This window comes from Actinacidiphila sp. bgisy167 (assembly GCF_057707665.1).
Genome location: NZ_JBYIQP010000003.1, coordinates 136,859 through 152,729, shown reverse-complemented (window position 1 = coordinate 152,729; position 15,871 = coordinate 136,859). Strand labels below are relative to the sequence as shown.

The 15,871-nt window shown below is 73.1% G+C and carries 12 protein-coding genes and 1 pseudogene; 9 read left to right on the top strand and 4 right to left on the bottom strand.

Annotation, left to right across the window (positions count from 1 at the left end; translation table 11 throughout):
* Window positions 1-557: pseudogene (locus AC3ET4_RS02245) on the bottom strand (serine protease); the annotation flags it as partial.
* 504 nt (window positions 558-1,061) lie between these two features.
* Here AC3ET4_RS02245 and AC3ET4_RS02240 point away from each other — a divergent pair.
* The 5 genes from AC3ET4_RS02240 to AC3ET4_RS02220 all read left to right on the top strand — a co-directional run bounded on the left by AC3ET4_RS02240 (window position 1,062) and on the right by AC3ET4_RS02220 (window position 5,914).
* The gene (locus tag AC3ET4_RS02240; RefSeq protein WP_431945247.1) at window positions 1,062-1,235 is read left to right on the top strand and encodes a hypothetical protein; all 174 of its coding nucleotides are present in this window, start codon (window positions 1,062-1,064) and stop codon (window positions 1,233-1,235) included.
* A 634-nt stretch (window positions 1,236-1,869) separates the two neighbouring features.
* A complete protein-coding gene (locus AC3ET4_RS02235; RefSeq protein ID WP_431945245.1) occupies window positions 1,870-2,295 on the top strand; it encodes a cytidine/deoxycytidylate deaminase family protein in 426 nt (141 codons plus the stop codon).
* A gap of 351 nt (window positions 2,296-2,646) precedes the next feature.
* Complete coding sequence (locus tag AC3ET4_RS02230; RefSeq protein ID WP_431945243.1) at window positions 2,647-3,507, top strand: alpha/beta fold hydrolase; 861 nt, start codon at window positions 2,647-2,649, stop codon at window positions 3,505-3,507.
* 596 nt (window positions 3,508-4,103) lie between these two features.
* Window positions 4,104-4,961 carry a snapalysin gene (snpA, locus tag AC3ET4_RS02225; protein ID WP_431945241.1) on the top strand — a complete coding sequence of 286 codons (858 nt, stop codon included), beginning with the start codon at window positions 4,104-4,106 and terminating at the stop codon, window positions 4,959-4,961.
* Between the two features lie 383 nt (window positions 4,962-5,344).
* A complete protein-coding gene (locus AC3ET4_RS02220; protein ID WP_431945239.1) occupies window positions 5,345-5,914 on the top strand; it encodes a GNAT family N-acetyltransferase in 570 nt (189 codons plus the stop codon).
* Between the two features lie 175 nt (window positions 5,915-6,089).
* On the opposite strand, the gene AC3ET4_RS02215 is transcribed toward AC3ET4_RS02220, so the two are convergent.
* The 3 genes from AC3ET4_RS02215 to AC3ET4_RS02205 all read right to left on the bottom strand — a co-directional run bounded on the left by AC3ET4_RS02215 (window position 6,090) and on the right by AC3ET4_RS02205 (window position 8,863).
* On the bottom strand, window positions 6,090-6,470 hold the full coding sequence (locus AC3ET4_RS02215; RefSeq protein ID WP_431945237.1) for a DUF488 domain-containing protein: 381 nt from the start codon (window positions 6,468-6,470) through the stop codon (window positions 6,090-6,092).
* 487 nt (window positions 6,471-6,957) lie between these two features.
* Window positions 6,958-7,863: an N-acetylmuramic acid 6-phosphate etherase gene (murQ, locus tag AC3ET4_RS02210; protein WP_431945236.1), complete on the bottom strand. Its 906-nt coding sequence runs from the start codon at window positions 7,861-7,863 to the stop codon at window positions 6,958-6,960.
* Between the two features lie 49 nt (window positions 7,864-7,912).
* A complete protein-coding gene (locus AC3ET4_RS02205; protein WP_431945234.1) occupies window positions 7,913-8,863 on the bottom strand; it encodes a MurR/RpiR family transcriptional regulator in 951 nt (316 codons plus the stop codon).
* A 204-nt stretch (window positions 8,864-9,067) separates the two neighbouring features.
* Between AC3ET4_RS02205 and AC3ET4_RS02200 the strand changes: the two genes are divergently transcribed.
* From AC3ET4_RS02200 to AC3ET4_RS02185, 4 genes are all read left to right on the top strand, one after another.
* Window positions 9,068-10,066, top strand: coding sequence for an N-acetylglucosamine kinase (locus tag AC3ET4_RS02200; protein ID WP_431945232.1), 999 nt, complete (start codon window positions 9,068-9,070; stop codon window positions 10,064-10,066).
* 8 nt (window positions 10,067-10,074) lie between these two features.
* Window positions 10,075-11,655, top strand: a complete 1,581-nt coding sequence (locus tag AC3ET4_RS02195) for a sodium:solute symporter (RefSeq protein WP_431945231.1) — start codon at window positions 10,075-10,077, stop codon at window positions 11,653-11,655.
* Between the two features lie 86 nt (window positions 11,656-11,741).
* Complete coding sequence (locus tag AC3ET4_RS02190) at window positions 11,742-12,926, top strand: anhydro-N-acetylmuramic acid kinase (RefSeq protein WP_431945229.1); 1,185 nt, start codon at window positions 11,742-11,744, stop codon at window positions 12,924-12,926.
* Window positions 12,927-12,967: 41 nt separating this feature from the next.
* Window positions 12,968-15,823 carry an FAD-binding and (Fe-S)-binding domain-containing protein gene (locus AC3ET4_RS02185; RefSeq protein ID WP_431945227.1) on the top strand — a complete coding sequence of 952 codons (2,856 nt, stop codon included), beginning with the start codon at window positions 12,968-12,970 and terminating at the stop codon, window positions 15,821-15,823.
* Window positions 15,824-15,871: the final 48 nt, after the last annotated feature.

Sequence of the window (15,871 nt, the reverse complement as noted above, 5' to 3'; positions counted from 1 at the left end):
TTAGCCGACCGGGCCCCGGCGCCGCCGCTGCCGCCGGTCAGCGCGGACCAGAACTCCGGCGCTTTCGTGCGGTTCTCGGCGACGGCCGCGCCCTGGATGCTGTCCAGCCGGCGGACGACGTCCGAACCGGTCAGCTTCGGCAGCGTGCGGGACCGGGCGGCGGCGTCGGTGTAGCCGACGATGAGCGGCAACCGGGCGCTGTGCGCGTCGTCGTACCCGTCGGCGATCAGCCGCGTCACGTTGAACAGCTGCTTGTCGAGCTTCCCGGCGGCGACGAAGGGCAGGGCCGCGTCGGGGTACACGTACGTGGCGCCGTCGACGACGGCGCGGTGGAATCCGGTGGTGGCCCCGTCCGCGCCCTCGAAGGACCGGACGATGGTGCCGTCGGGCGCGGTGCCGATCGTGACCTTGTCGCCGGTGATCAGCGTGACGGTGTGGGTGCCGGCGCTGCCGGGGGACCGATGTGGTGCGCCCGCCGCGGCGCGCCCGCGACCGGCGTCACCGCCGGAAACAGCGGCCGTGGCCGGTATGACCCCGAGCGCAAGGGATGCGACCACGCCGAGCGCGATCGCCCCGGCTCTGGGCCGGCGGATGTGAACCGTGGGCAAGGAAACCCCTCAAGCCGTGTGAAGAATGAACAGCCCTTGATCATCGGGGCGGGCACGCCGTCGCTCAAGAGCTCAGGGCGGCACACTTGTGCCATGGCACCCTTGTGCCACCGCGGGGGCGGCCGAAGGCCTTCACGTACCGACGAACTCGTCATCGAGGGACGTCGGGACACGAGGCGCAACGGGCGGCGGGGGTGACCGACGGGCAGCATGGCGCGGTGCCGGTGCTGTGGGACGGCGTCCACGTCATAAGGAGACCCGGGCCGCCGTCGAGGCCGCGACGCGGAGTACCGGTGACCCCTCGCCGAGGCCACCGACTCGCTCCTTCGACCGGCTCCCGCGTGCGGCGGGCGCGCGACAGCGCGCTTCCCGCACCGCCTGGTGCGGGAAGCGCGGTGGTTTCGGCGAGGGCCGCGCGGGCACGCGCCGGGTGAGAGCCGCGGAGGTGCCGAGATGAGTACGGGAGAGAAGGCCAAGGCGAAGATGGAACAGGTCGTCGGGAGGACCGTGAGGAAGGCGGCCCACGCGATGCACAAGGAGAAGCTCGCGGCAAAAGGAGCCGCCCTCGAATCGCGCGGCAGGATGCGGGGCGGAAAGGAGAGGGCCAAGGGGCTCCTCAAGCACTGACGACCCATCGGCGGCGGGCCGGAGCGCTTTCTGCCTCCGGCCCGCCGGCGCGCGACGGGCACCTGCGAGAAGACCAGCTCGTCCGGGGCTCAGGCGGCTTCACGCGATGACGTGTCCACGAGCGCGCCGCCTCGAGGAGCCGGGCGCCGTACCGGCTGACCGGAGCCGTCCTCGCGAGCCCCGTCAGGACGGGGGGTCCGCAGCGCGGGCGGTGGCCGCCAGGAGACGCTCCCGGTCGACGACACCACGGTCGATCGCGCCGGTGGCGACAAGCCGGCCCGCATCGTCCAAGGCCCGTCCCCGGAAGGTGAGGCGGTGACCGTCGGGAGCCTGCGGCGGGTCAGCGGGATGTCCACCTTGCCGCCGACCGGCGTTGCCCGGACGTGCTCGATGCGCAGCGCCGTCCCCACCGTCGTATGCCCCGCCACGCGAAGGGCGCCGCGGCGTGCACCGTCTCCGCCTCCATCCACGCGATCAGCCGGGGCGTGGACAGGGCGGGCACCTCACCACTGCCCACTGTTGCCGCGCGGTCCCGGTCACCTCGTGGCGCACGCCGCCACGCCGGCGCGCCTCCACGTCCGGGGTGCGACCGGCGAGGTGGCACGCTTCTCCGACGGCGCGATAGAACATGCGAATGACCGCACAGACCGACCGTGTCGACCACGAGCTGATCCAGGCGGCGGCCGAGGTCGCCGCCACCCGCTGCCGGGGCGACAACCACACCATGGCGGCCGCCGCCCGCGCCAGGGACGGCCGGATCGTCACCGCCGTGAACGCCTACCACTTCACCGGGGGGCCGTGCGCGGAGCTGGTCCTGATCGGGACTGCCGCCGCCCAGGGCGTCTACGACCTGGAGACCATCGTCGCCGTTGGGGACCGCGACCGGGGCGTCGTGCCACCGTGCGGGCGCTGCCGCCAGGTCCTCCTCGACTACTTCCCCTCGCTCGGGGTCATCGTGGGCACGGCCGACGGGCTGCGGACGCTGCCCGTCACGGGCCTGCTCCCCGAGAGCTACGTCTGGGCGGATCACCAACTCGACGACGAGACAGGAGACCACTGAGACGTCGGTTCCCCTGGTTCCGGTGCGCTTCGAGAAGGTCTTCTGCGAAAGTCTCCTGCGAGGGCAGCAGTTCCTCGATCCGGGACCGCTCAGCCGCGGCGGGGACGCCGGCTGCTGCGGCCGAAAGGATGGCGCCTGCGGCACCGGCGGGAACATGCGGCTTCGAGCTCCCTCTGCCTGCGCCTGACAGCCTCGTCGAACCCGGGTGTGCCCAACTCGCCGAAGTGCGTCGGCGGGAGGCCGGATGGGCAGGACGCGGACAGGCCGCGGGCCCCGGGGAACGTCGCAACTCGCCCGACCCGTGCGGTCCTTCGCACGTCACGGCCCGGGACGAGGCGCGATACTCGACCAGTGGACTCGATCTATCGCAGCACGCCAGGCAGGGAGCTCATCCGACGCTGGTGCCTCGACCGACTGGCCGCGTGGCCGGTGCCGCACGAGCGGAGGACGGTGACGGCCAAGGGCGCACAGACCCATGCGGTGCTCGCTGGCTCCGGCGCGACGACGGTCGTATTCGTCCCGGGCACCAACTTCAACGCCGCCGCATCCCTGCCGCTGGCCACGGCCCTGGTCGCTGCCGATCACCGGGTGCTGATGGTGGACGTCCCGGGGCAGCCGGGACTCAGCTCTGGCGAACGCGGTCTTTCCGGCGGCCGGTTGTCCTGGTACGGGGCGTGGCTGAGCGAGGTGATCGAGAAGATCTCGTCCGAGCCGGTGGCGGTCATGGGCCACTCCTTCGGTGCCGCCATCGCCTTGTCCAGCGATTCCCCCCTGATCAACCAGCTTGTTCTGGTTTCCCCCGGCGGACTGACCAGGCTCAGGTTGACTCCCACGGTGCTGGCCGCCTCGGCCGCCTGGTTCCTGGTGCCCGCACCCTCGCACAGCGCCCGGCTCCTGCGCGCCATGCTCGCGCCCGGCCGCCCACCGCGCGAGGAGTTGGTGGACTGGATGACCCTGGTCGCCCGGCACTCGCGTTCCAGCGGGGCGCCCGGCGCCGCCGCCTTGCCCGCCCGGTCGATTCCCCGTCTGGTCGTCACCGGGGAACACGACGTCTTTCTCCCTCCGCAAAGGCTCGGTCCGGCAGTGCGCGGCAGTCTCGGAGCTGAGCTGGGTGTGGTTTCCGCTGCCGGACACCTCGTGGTCGAAGAGCGCCCCGCGTACCTGGCCCGGCTGCTGGACGGTCCGGGCCGGCCTGCCTCCGACGCCCCGTGAAGCAGCCGACCTCCGCGTGTCGCCTCTGCCGGCATCCAGGACCGCTCCACACAAGGGGGCGCCTTTATTGACCCCGTCGTACGCGTCGGCAGCCGGCGAAACGCGAGGCCGTTCTTCCGACGCCCCGGCGGTGCCGGCCCAGCCGTCGCAAGCGCGAGCTGCCGCAGCCCTGGGGAAAGGAGTCCCCAGATCCTATGAGGTCGGTCACAGCGCATGGCTGACCATCCGGCGTGCTTAGTAGATGCGACGTAGCAGACATCATGGCATTTGTCCGCTTTCATCACGGTGTCGAGTGTGTTGCGTGCCCCGGAGTTCCGCCCTGCCGACGTAGGCGTCGCTGCCCTTCGCCGTACGGATTCTGACGCCTCGACAGCTTTTCTGTCCGCCGCCGCCTGCGGACCGGAGACCCGGTCGGTCGTCCGGGAGAGGTTCTCGGATCTACGAGGCGAGGTAGTGGCAGGACCCCATTGCGTTCCCTGCCGAGGCGTTCTCAGAATGGCGACCCACAGGACGTCGCTGCAGTTCGGAACCGGTGTTCACGCGGAGTCGACCGCGCACCGGGCGCTCGGCGTCACCGAGTGAGGAGGAGCCCTCTCATGAAATCGCCCCGACCCTCCGCACGGCTCCTCGCCCTCGCTTTCGGCGCGGCACTGGCCTCCGCCGCTGCGGGCGCGGCGGTGCCGGCGAGCGCACAGCCGGTCGCCGTACCGTCCGCTCCCGCCGGTACCTCCGTGGCCCGGTACGACGGGTCGACCGATGAGGCCGCGAACAACAGGGCGTTCTTCCAGGCCGTGCTCACGTCGGTCGCCGAGAAGCGCGCCGCCCAGCCCAACGGGCAAGCGGTGGTCGTCACTTACGACGACTCGCATGCGCCGAGCTTCCGTTCGCAGATAGCGAGTGCGGCCTCTATATGGAACAGCTCCGAGTCCCACGTCAAGCTCCAGGAGGCCTCGAGCGGCGCGGACTTCTCCTACTACGAGGGCAACGACTCGCGCGGGTCCTACGCATCCACCGACGGCCACGGAAGCGGCTACGTCTTCCTCGACTACACCCAGAACCGGCAGAACGACTCGGTCCGCGTCGTCACCCACGAGACCGGCCACGTGCTGGGTCTGCAGGACGACTACAGCGGGCCGTGCAGCGAGCTGATGTCGGGAGGCGGCCCCGGACCGTCCTGCACCAACCGTTATCCGGACGCCGCCGAACGCTCCCGTGTCGACCAGCTGTGGGCGAACGGGCTCGCGCAGACACCGGGCACGGTGGACCAGCCCGGTGAGCACCCGGGGCGGTCGGACGGACTCGCGCAGACACCGGGCACGGTGGACCAGCCCGGTGAGCACCCGGGGCGGGCGAACGGACTCGCGCAGACACCGGGCACGCTGATCCAGCCCGGTGAGCACCCGGGGCGAGGCCATCGACCGGGGCGACCGCTCACCAGCACGCCCTGGGGTTGATCGCGTTCGTCGCTGCAGGCAGCTCGCGTCCGAGGACGGCTCAGGGGGATGATGCCCTCAGGACAGTCCTCCGGGCACCCCTCGCAGGTCCGCGGAAGGACGCGAGTGCTTCAAGCCCGTACAGGTCCCCAGCCGTCACGGCGGTTCCCAAGGGGTTCCCGTAGACGGGCGAGCAGGGTCCCCGGCGAGGATCATCCACCTGGTCAGCGCCGCAGTCACCGTGACGGACCAAGTCAACCGGTGACGACTTGGGGAGCGACAGAGGCGGGTCCTCGGCCTGAGGTGCAGGCGGCAGTGCCGTGCTGCTGCTTCTCCAGCCCCGGTGACAGACGCAGCCGGAAAACGCCTTGGACCGTCAGGCCCGTCTCGGCCATGATCCTCACGTGATCACCTACCTCGAGTCCGAGCGCCTGACCCTGCGCCCCTTCGCCGCCGCCGACGCGGACCTGTTGATCGAGCTGGACAGCGACCCGGCGGTGATGCGCTACCTGACCGGCGGCGCTCCGACCCCGCCGGAGGAGGTCCGCGACCTCGCCATCCCCAGCATCCTCGCCGGCTACGAGCGCTGGGGTCACGACCTCGGCCTGTTCGCGGCGTACGAGAAGGACGGCGGCGCGTTCGTCGGCTGGTTCTGCCTGCGTCCGCTGCGCAGCGGCCCGCGTGAGGAGGCCGAACTCGGCTACCGCCTGCGCCAGGCGGCCTGGGGCCGGGGCTACGCCACCGAGGTCTCGCAGGCGCTGCTGGCGAAGGGGTTCGCCGAGCTCGGCATCCGCATGGTCTGGGCCGAGACGATGACCGTGAACCGCCCTTCGCGCAAGGTCATGGAGAAGCTCGGGATGACGCTCGCGGAGAGCATCCCCACGCCGGACGACATGATGGCGGTCGAGGGTTCCGAGCACGGGGGTGTGCGGTACGAGATCACGAAGGAGCAGTGGGAGCGGCGGCAGGCGTAGGCGGTGCGAGGCGCGGCACCTGATGTGAAGTCATCAGCCCGCACGGCCTTGCACTGTTCAGGCAGTCGCGCAGCCATCTGCGCCCCAGCCACCGCAGGCGCGTGTGTCCCTTACCGTGGTGCGACCGCCTGCGGGCACCTGTGGGCGCCGGCTCGCCCGCGCGCTTGTGGCGCGTTCAGCGGCTTTCGGCTCCTGGGGAGGAGTCGAGCCACTCGGCGAGCACGGAGGCCTCGCTGTGGTCGACGTCCTTGGTGGCGGTGAGCAGGGTGACCTTGTCCCGGGCGGCGAGGTCGCGCAGATGCTCGACGGCCGGCCGGTGCTCGGCGTCCTCCAGCTCGGCGACGTACCGGTCGCGGAACTCGTCGAAGCGCTCCGTGTCGTGGTGGTACCACTGACGAAGAGCGGTCGAGGGGGCGACGCCCTTGAGCCACTCGTCGAGGTGGGCGCGCTCCTTGCTCATGCCTCGGGGCCAGAGCCGGTCGACGAGCACGCGCTTGCCCTGCTGCGACGAGGCGTCGTCCTCGTAGATCCTCCGGTAGCTGAATCGTCCGGCCATGGCCGTCGTCACCTCCCGCGGTCGCCGTACTCCCGCGATCTTCACTCTATCGGCGGTGCGGCGGCGCGGCCCGTCCGGGAAGGGCGGCGCCCGCGCGGTGCGGCCGTGGGGGCGGAGCGCAGCGGCGGGGACGGGCTCGCCGAGTGCGTCGGGCACCCAGATCCGCTGCCTCTGCTCCGCGGACGACGTCGTCGAGGGAATCCTCACCGTTGCCGCGAGCCGGGGCGAACCCGCCGCTCGGCCGCGGAGCCTCTGGCCGCCCCGCGCCTCACCCGCGTCGAAGGTGCGCGCTCGGCAAGGGGAAAGGGCCGCGGCCGGCGGGGGAGCGGCTTGCCCGCTGCGAGCCGCCGCATCGTACGGCGGGTCCGCCCGCTCCGGGCGGCACACCGCCGGCGCCGTCACCTGGCCTGCCCGGCCGCGGTGGGACCGCTCGCGCGGCCCCACCGGCGCCCGAGGGCCGCGGCCGGGCGGGCAGTCAGTCCCCAGGTCAGACCTGGCCCGCTGCCGTGCGAGTGTCGCCGTCGGCCTGCGCGATGCGCCGGGCCGCCTCCTCGGCGGTGGTGCCGGTCAGCAGCATCACGATGGCGGTCTTGGCGTGGCCGTTCGCGGCGCTCAGCGCCTGCGCTGCGGTGTCGGGGTCCGCGCCCGTGGCCTGGACCACCATGCGCCGTGCGCGGTCGACGAGTTTGGCGTTGGTGGCCCGCACGTCGACCATGAGGTTCCCGTAGACCTTGCCGAGGCGGACCATCGACGCGGTGGAGAGCATGTTGCAGACCATCTTCTCCGCGGTGCCGCCCTTGAGCCGGGTGGAGCCGGTGAGGATCTCCGGGCCGGTGGGCACCTCGATCGGGATGTCGGCGTAGCGGCTGACGAGGGCGTCGCGGTTGCAGGCCACGGACACGGTGACGGCGCCCCGCGCCGCGGCGTGCTTGAGGCCGCCGATGACGTAGGGGGTGCGGCCGCTGGCGGCGAGGCCGACGACGGTGTCGTTGTCGCCGACGCCGATCTCGTCGAGGTCCGCGACCGCCCGCTCGGGCTCGTCCTCGGCGCCTTCGACGGCCACGATGAAGGCGCCGGGGCCGCCGGAGAGCAGGCCCACGACCTGCTCGGGCGCGGTGCCGAAGGTCGGGGGGCACTCGACGGCGTCGAGCAGCCCGATGCGGCCGCTGGTGCCGGAGCCGAGGTAGATGAGCCGGCCGCCGCGACGGAGGGACTCCGTGACGGCCTCGACGGCGGTGCCGATGTCGGGGAGCGCCTCGCGGACGGCGAGGGCGACCGTCTGGTCCTCGGCGTTCATCACGCTCAGGAGCTCCGAGACCGGCATGCGGTCCAGTTCGGCGGTCCGCTCGTTGCGGGTCTCGGTGCCGAGTGTGCCGAGTGTGCTGAGGTCCACGGCGCGGTCGTCCTTTCGGTGGTGCTGGGGTGTCGTGCGGGGCCGGCGGTCAGCCGTCGGCCGGGGTGCGGCGTTGGGGCTGCGGGCGCCTGCGGCGCTGCACCGCCCCGTAGGTCTTCTGCAGCGCTGCTGCGGTGGCGTCGTAGGAGCGCTGGGCGACGCCTACGAACAGGCAGTCGATGACGGCGAGTTGCGCGATCCGGCTGACGGTGGCGCCGGACCGGAAGGGGGTCTCCCGGGCGAAGGTCGTGAGCACCAGGTCGGCGCTCTCGGCGAGGGTGGAGCCCGGGACGTTGGTGAGGGCGATGGTGGTGGCGCCGCGCTCGGCGGCCGCCTGCAGCGGCTCGACGGTGTCCTCCGTCTCGCCCGTGTGGGAGATGGCCAGGGCCACGTCGCCGGGACCGAGGAGGGCGGCGGCGGTCAGCGCCGCGTGGCGGTCGGTCCAGATGAACGCCATGTGGCCGATGCGGTGCAGCTTCTGGTGCAGGTCCTGGCCGACGAAGGCGCTCGCCCCGACGCCGAAGACGTCCACGCGCCGGGCGCCCGCGACGGCGTCGACGGCCCGGCGGAGTGCCTCGATGTCCAGTCCGGCCCCCGAGTCCTCCAGGGCGCGGACCTCGTTGTACACGATCTTGTGGACGACCTCTTCGAGGGTGTCCGTGGCGCTGATGTCGGTGCCCGGGGCCGGGCGCTCGCCGCCGAGCGCGTGCTCGCGGGCCGCTGCCGCGGCCAGCGCGAGCCGCAGCTGGGGGTAGTTGCCCAGCCGCATCGTCCGGCAGAAGCGCATGACGGTGGCCACCGAGGTGGTGGCCCGTTCGGCGAGGGCGCTGATGGACAGCTCCGCCGCCTGGGCCGGATCGGCCAGGACGGCCTCGGCCACCCGTCGCTCGGAGGGGGCCAGGCCGGGCAGGGCCGCGCGGACGCGGGCCAGGATGTCGCCGCCGGGGGCGGTCTCCTGTGCCGGGTGCGCGGTCGCGCGGGTCGGGTCCGTGGAGGCCATGGACGGGTTCCCTCCTGAGTCGGTGGCGTCAGCGTAACCACGGCCCGTCCGTCACGTCAAAAAGTTACCTGCTGCTTTTCGTGAAGTTACTTATTGACATACGGAGCTCTGCCTTCCGATACTCGCTGCACCGCGATCCGCGCCGGTCACCGCCCAGGGCGACCATCCGACGAGCCGGATCCCTGACGACACGAGGCGTGCCGCATGACAGCAGCAGTGGCAGTGGACCTGGGGAAGACGGGCTGCCGAGCCGTGCTCATGAGCGCGGACGGCACCGCCGGCCCCGTCCACGAGGTCCCGGGGGCGCCCGGCCTCGTCGCCGAGGGCGGTGTCGAGGCGGCCCGTGCCGCCGTGGGCGCCGCCGTCCTGCCCCTGCTCCGGCAGCACACCCCCGCCGGGCTCGCCGCCGTCTGCGTCGGCGCCGCCGGAGCGGCCGCGGCCCCCGAGGCCGCCCGCGCACTGGCCGCACTGCTGCTCCAGGACCTGCCCGCGGACGAGGTCGCCGTCACCAGCGACGCCGTCACCGCCCACGCGGGCGCCCTCGGCGGCCGTACCGGCGTGGTGCTGGCCATCGGCACCGGATCGGTCGCCATCGGCCTCGGCGAGGACGGCTCGTACGCCCGCGTCGACGGCTGGGGTCCCTGGCTCGGCGACGAGGGCAGCGGCGCGTGGATCGGGATGAACGGCCTGCGCGCGGCACTGCGCGCCCACGACGGGCGCGGACCGGACACCGCACTGCTGGCCGCCGCCACCGCGCGCTTCGGCGACCCGGACACGCTGCCCGCAGCCCTCGCCGCGGGCGGCAACCCGGCCCGCACCGCGGCCTCCTTCGCCCCGGACGTGGCCCACGCGGCCGAGGCCGGCGACCCCGTCGCCGGCCGCATCGTCCGGGACGCCGCCACCGCACTGGGCAAGGCCGTGCTCGCGGCCGCCGCCCGGATCACCGGCGAGGTCCTGCCCGTCACCGTCACCGGCGGCCTGACCGGCCTCGGTGAACCGCTCATGGCGCCGCTTCGCGCGGCGCTCGAGGGCTCTGCGCGACCCTTGAGCCCGCGGCCCCCGCTCGGGGACCCGCTGGACGGCGCGCGCCTGCTGGCACGGGACGCCACCGTGCCGCACGAGCCCCATGTCGTCCGCGTCCGCCGGACGACGTCCCCACCATCCGTCCCCACCATGCCGGTGATCCCGCCGGCTGCTGTTTAGGAGCGAGAGTGCGCCAACTCGACCTCGTCGTGGTCGTCGTCTATCTGATCGCCATCGCCTGGATCGGACTGCGACTGGCCGGACGCCAGAAGACGGCGAAGGACTACTTCGTCGGCGAAGGGCACATGCCCTGGTGGACCGTCTCGTTCTCCGTGGTGGCCACCGAGACGAGCGTGCTGACCGTCATCAGCGTGCCCGGCGGCGCCTACAGCGGGCAGGGCTTCGGCAACGTCGAACTCGCCCTCGGCTACGTCATCGGCCGCGTCGTCGTCGCGACCGTGCTGATCCCGCTGTACAAGCGCGGCGGCTTCGTCAGCGCCTACCAGTACCTGGGCAGCAGGTTCGGGTTGAAGCTGCAGGGACTCGCCTCGGTGACCTTCGTCTTCACCCGCCTGCTCGCCGAGGGCGTCCGGCTGTTCGCGTCCGCGATCCCGATCAAGCTGCTGCTCGACGAGTTCGGCGTGCACGCCGGCTACCGCCTGATCATCATCGTCCTCACCGTGATCACCGTCGTCTACACCTACCTCGGCGGCATCAAGGCGGTCATCTGGACCGACGCCATCCAGATGGGCCTGTACCTGGGCGGCGCGATCCTCGCCATCGCCGTGCTCTCCGGCCACGTCGGCGGCAGCGGCTTCTCCGACGCCCTGCACTCGGGCCACTTCAAGCTGTTCGACACCAACTTCGACCTGGCGCACATCCTCACCAGCCCGTTCGCCCTGCCGACCGCGATCATCGGCGGCGCCATCTTCGCGATGGCCAGCCACGGTTCCGACCAGCTGATCGTCCAGCGCGTCCTGGCCACCCGCTCCCTGCGCGACGGCCAGAAGGCCATGATCGCCTCCGGTGTCTTCGTCACCCTCCAGTTCGCCGCCTTCTCCCTCGTCGGCGCGCTGCTGTGGTCGTACAACGAGGGCAAGAGCTTCTCGGACCTGGGTCTTTCCAGCTCGGACAACCTCTACCCGAACTTCATCCTGCACGGGCTGCCCGTGGTGATCTCCGGCCTGCTCGTGGCCGGCATCCTCGGCGCCGCGATGGGCTCCCTGTCCTCCGCGCTCAACTCGATGTCCAACTCGACCGTCGCCGACATCATCCACAGCTTCTTCCGCAGCACCCCGTCGGAGGAGTCGCTGCTGAAGCTCGCCCGGGTGATGACGCTGGTGTGGGCCGTGCTCATGGCCGTCTTCGCCTGCGCCTTCAGCACCAGCACCGGCAACGTGTACCTGACCGGTCTGACCATCGCCGGCTACACCTACGGCGCGCTGCTCGGCGCGTTCCTCCTGGGCCGCATCGTCAAGCGCGCCAACGAGGTCGACTCGATCATCGCCTTCCTGGTCACGGTCGGAGTGATGACCTACATCGTGCGCTCGGTGAAGATCGACGTCACGGTGGCGGGCGCGACGGTGCCGACCGCGATCGCCGCCCAGTGGCTCGTGCCGATCGGCGTGGTGATCACCCTGGTGGTCGGCGGTGTGCTGAGCCTGTTCCACAAGGCCCCCGAGGTCCGCGCGATCCCCGAGGCCGAGGGCGCGGACGGCGGCCCGGAGTCCGGCTCGGGCCGGGTCGCGGCGGGCGCCGGCGCCAAGTGAGGACTCCCGGGGTGGGGTCCGTCGAAGGGCGGCCCCCACCCCGGGGCACCACACGACCGCCTCGGACACAACAGCTGGGAGAACCCATGCGCGTGATCGGCCTGATGTCGGGCACCTCGTACGACGCCATCGAGGCGGCTGCCGCCGACCTCACGCTGGACGGCGACACCTTGCTCATGCGGCCGCTCGGCCATCTGTCCGTGCCGTACGCCGACGACCTGCGGGCGCTCATCGGCGCGACGCTGCCGCCCGCGCCGACCACCACCGAGGCCGTGTGCGCCCTGGACACCGGCATCGGCCAGTCCTTCGCGCGGGCCGCCGCCCGCGCGCTCGACGAGCTGTGCGGAGGCGCCGCCGACCTGGTGGTGTCCCACGGCCAGACGATGCACCACTGGGTCGAGGAAGGCGTCGTCCGCGGCACCCTGCAACTGGGGCAGCCGGCTTGGATCGCCGAGGCCACCGGGCTGCCCGTGGTCTCCGACCTGCGCAGCCGGGACGTCGCCGCCGGCGGCCAGGGCGCCCCGCTGGTGGGGATGACCGACACCCTCCTGCTGCGCGGACTGCCCGGAGTACCCGCCGCGCTCAACCTCGGCGGCATCGCCAACATCACCGTCGTCGCCCCCGGCGCCGAGCCCCTGGCCTTCGACACCGGCCCCGCCAACGCCCTGCTGGACGCGGCCGTGCGCCACTTCACCGACGGCGCCGCCGCCTACGACGAGGACGGCCGCCGGGCCGCCGCCGGACGCACCAGCCCCGACCTGCTGAAGGTCCTCCTCGACGACCCCTACTACCGCAGGCCCGCACCGAAGAGCACCGGCAAGGAGCTCTTCCACCTGCCCTACCTGCTGCGGGCCCTGGCCGCCGTGCCGACGCCGGGCACCGACGACGTCCTCGCCACCCTGACCCGGCTCACCGCCGTCACCGTCGCCGACGCCTGCCGGGCGCACGGCGTCACCAGCCTGATCGTCTCCGGCGGCGGCGCCCGCAACCCCGTGCTGATGCGCATGCTCGGCGAGGAGATGCCCGGCGTGGAGATGCGCCCCAGCGACGCCCTGGGCCTGCCCTCCGACGCCAAGGAAGCGCTCGCCTTCGCCGTGCTCGGCTTCCTCACCGTCAACGGCCTGCCCGGCGCCCTCACCTCGGGCACCGGCGCCCGCCACGCCACGCTGTTGGGCAGCATCACCCCCGGAGCGGCCCCGCTGCGCCTGCCCGAACCCGCCGCACGGCCGCCCCGCCTGCTGCGGATCACCGACCCCGCCCCCGCTCACTGACCGCCGCAAGCGCCCCGCCGTACCGTCGCATCCGAGGAACCATGAGCACCCCCGCCACCCGCGCCACCACCTCCCGCACCGCCGGCCCCGGCCCGGCCGCGTGGCTCGCCGACTGCGTCACCGACCCCTCGCGGGTCTCCACCGACGTGCCCCGCAGGGTCGCGGCCGCCCACGACGCCTCGCCGTACCTCTTCACGCCGCGGGCCGTCGTGCGCGCCGCCTCCGCCGAAGAGGTCGGCGCGCTCATGGCCGGGGCGCGCCGGGCCGGGGTGCCGCTGACGCTGCGCTCCGGCGGCACCAGCCTGGCGGGGCAGGCCGGCGGCGACGGCGTGCTGGTGGACGTGCGCACGCACTGGCGCTCCGCCGAGGTCCTCGACGAGGGCCGGCGCATCCGGCTTCAGCCGGGAGTCACGGTGCGCCAGGCCAACGCGCGCCTCGCCCGTTACGGCCGCCGCCTCGGCCCCGACCCGGCCAGCGAGAGCGCCTGCACCATCGGCGGGCTCGTCGCCAACAACTCCAGCGGCATGAACTGCGGCACCCAGGACAACGCCTACCGCACGATGGAGTCGCTGCAGTTCGTGCTGCCGTCGGGCACCGTCGTCGACACCGCCGCCCGCGACGCGGACGCCGCGCTGCGCGCCCACGAGCCCGACCTCCACGCCGGACTGCTCAGGCTGCGCGACCGGGTCCGCGGCTCGGCCGCCTCACGCGCCACCATCGAGCGGCTGTTCGCGATGAAGAACACCATGGGCTACGGGCTCAACTCGTTCCTCGACCACACCGACCCCGCCGACATCCTCGCCCACCTGATGATCGGCAGCGAGGGCACCCTCGGCTTCGTCGGCGAGGCCGTCTTCCGCACCGTTCCCCTGCTGCCGTACACCGCCACCGGCCTGCTGATCCTGCCGGGCCTCGCCGAGGCGACCGACGCACTGCCCGCGCTGCTGGCCGCCGGCGCCCGCACCGCCGAACTGCTCGACGCCGCCTCCCTGCGCGTCGCCCAGCAGGCCGCCGACCCCGTCGAGGAACTGCGCGGGCTGCGGGTCGAACGCCATGCCGCCCTGCTGGTCGAGTTCGCCGAGGACAGCGCCGAAGCGCTCGACGCCACCGTGGCGGCCGCCCAGCCCGTCCTGGACCGGCTGCCCGCCGTCACCGGCTCCGCGCTCACCCGCGACGCGGCCGTGCGTGGACGCCTCTGGCACCTGCGCAAGGGCCTGTACACGGCCGTCGCCGGGGCCCGGCCCGCCGGGACGACCGCGCTGCTGGAGGACATCGCGGTGCCCATGGAGCGGCTGACCGGCACCTGCGAGGGACTGATCGGCCTGTTCGACCGGTACGGCTACCAGGACGCGGTCATCTTCGGCCACGCCCGCGACGGCAACCTGCACTTCATGCTCACGCAGGACTTCGACACCCGCGCCGAGACCGAGCGCTACGCCCGCTTCACCGACGCGATGGTCGACCTCGTCCTGGACGCCGGGGGCACCCTCAAGGCCGAGCACGGCACCGGCCGCGCCATGGCCCCCTTCGTCCAACGCCAGTACGGCGACGAGCTGTACGACGTCATGCGCGAGCTGAAGCGGCTCTGCGACCCCCACGACGTCCTGAGCCCCGGCGTCCTGCTCACCGACGACCCGGCCGCGCACCTGCGCGACCTCAAGAGCGTGCCCCCGGTCGACCCGGCCGTCGACGCGTGTGTGGAGTGCGGCTACTGCGAACCGGTCTGCCCCACGGCCGACGTCACCACCACACCCCGGCAGCGCATCGCCCTCCAGCGGGAGATCGCCCTGGCGACCGCGGCCGGCGACGAGGAACGCCGCCGCGCCCTGGAGGCGGACTACGCGTACGCGGCCGTCGACAGCTGCGCGGCCGACAGCCTCTGCGTCACCGCCTGCCCCGTCACCATCGACACCGGCGCGGTCATGAAGCGCCTGCGCGCGCAGCGCCACAGCCCCACCGCCCAGCGCCTCGGCGACGCCACCGCCCGGCACTGGGGGAGCGCGGTCACCGGAGTGCGTGCCGCCCTCAACACCGCTCACGCCCTGCCCACCCCGGTCACCCGCGCCGCCGCCGGCGCCGTCCGCAAGCTCGGGGCGACGGAACTGGTGCCCGCGTGGTCCTCTGACATCCCGCGCGGCGGCCCGGCCCGCCCGGCCCCGAGGCACCCCGAAGGGGCGCGAGCGGTGTTCTTCGCCGCCTGCATCGGCAGCGTCTTCGCCCCCGAAGGGGACTCCGGCGGAGCGGCGGCCGCCTTCCTGCGGCTGTGCGAACGCGCCGGCGTCCAGGTCACCGTCCCGGAGGGGCTGACCGGCTTGTGCTGCGGCACCCCGTGGCAGTCCAAGGGCTACACCGACGGGCACCGCAGCATGGCCGGCCGGACCCTGGAAGCCCTGTGGGAGGCCAGCGACGGCGGGCGGCTGCCGGTGGTTTGCGACGCCTCCTCCTGCACCCACGGCCTCGAGCAACTGGCCGACACCCTCCCGGAGTCCGAGCGCGCCCGCTACTCGGCCCTGCGCTTCGTCGACAGCGTCGCCTTCGCCGCCGAGCACCTGCTCCCGGCGCTGCCCGCGCCGCGCCGCGTGGGCAGCATGGCCCTGCATCCCACCTGCTCCACCGTCCACCTGGGCATCGACGGGGCCCTGCGCCAGGTCGCTGCCGCGGTCAGCGACGAGGTCACCGTCCCCGACAACTGGGGCTGCTGCGCCTTCGCCGGGGACCGCGGCATGCTCCACCCGGAAGTCACGCGGTCCGCGACGGCCGCCCAGGCGGCGGAGATCACCGCCGGCGCGTTCGACGCGTACGCCTCGTGCAACCGCACCTGCGAGATGGGCATGAGCCGTGCCACCGGCCGCCCCTACCGGCACGTCCTGGAACTGCTGGACGAGGCGACCGCCTGAGGGGCCGAAGGGCTCATGGGGCGAGCGGCGCCGCCTTCACGCACGAGG

Excerpts from the sequence above, each read along its gene's own strand:
- AC3ET4_RS02240 (WP_431945247.1), top strand. The coding sequence starts at position 1,062 with ATGAGTACGGGAGAGAAGGCCAAGGCGAAGATGGAACAGGTCGTCGGG.
- AC3ET4_RS02235 (WP_431945245.1), top strand. The coding sequence starts at position 1,870 with ATGACCGCACAGACCGACCGTGTCGACCACGAGCTGATCCAGGCGGCG.
- snpA (WP_431945241.1), top strand. The coding sequence starts at position 4,104 with ATGAAATCGCCCCGACCCTCCGCACGGCTCCTCGCCCTCGCTTTCGGC.
- AC3ET4_RS02215 (WP_431945237.1), bottom strand. The coding sequence starts at position 6,470 with ATGGCCGGACGATTCAGCTACCGGAGGATCTACGAGGACGACGCCTCG.
- AC3ET4_RS02205 (WP_431945234.1), bottom strand. The coding sequence starts at position 8,863 with ATGGCCTCCACGGACCCGACCCGCGCGACCGCGCACCCGGCACAGGAG.
- AC3ET4_RS02200 (WP_431945232.1), top strand. The coding sequence starts at position 9,068 with ATGACAGCAGCAGTGGCAGTGGACCTGGGGAAGACGGGCTGCCGAGCC.
- AC3ET4_RS02190 (WP_431945229.1), top strand. The coding sequence starts at position 11,742 with ATGCGCGTGATCGGCCTGATGTCGGGCACCTCGTACGACGCCATCGAG.
- AC3ET4_RS02185 (WP_431945227.1), top strand. The coding sequence starts at position 12,968 with ATGAGCACCCCCGCCACCCGCGCCACCACCTCCCGCACCGCCGGCCCC.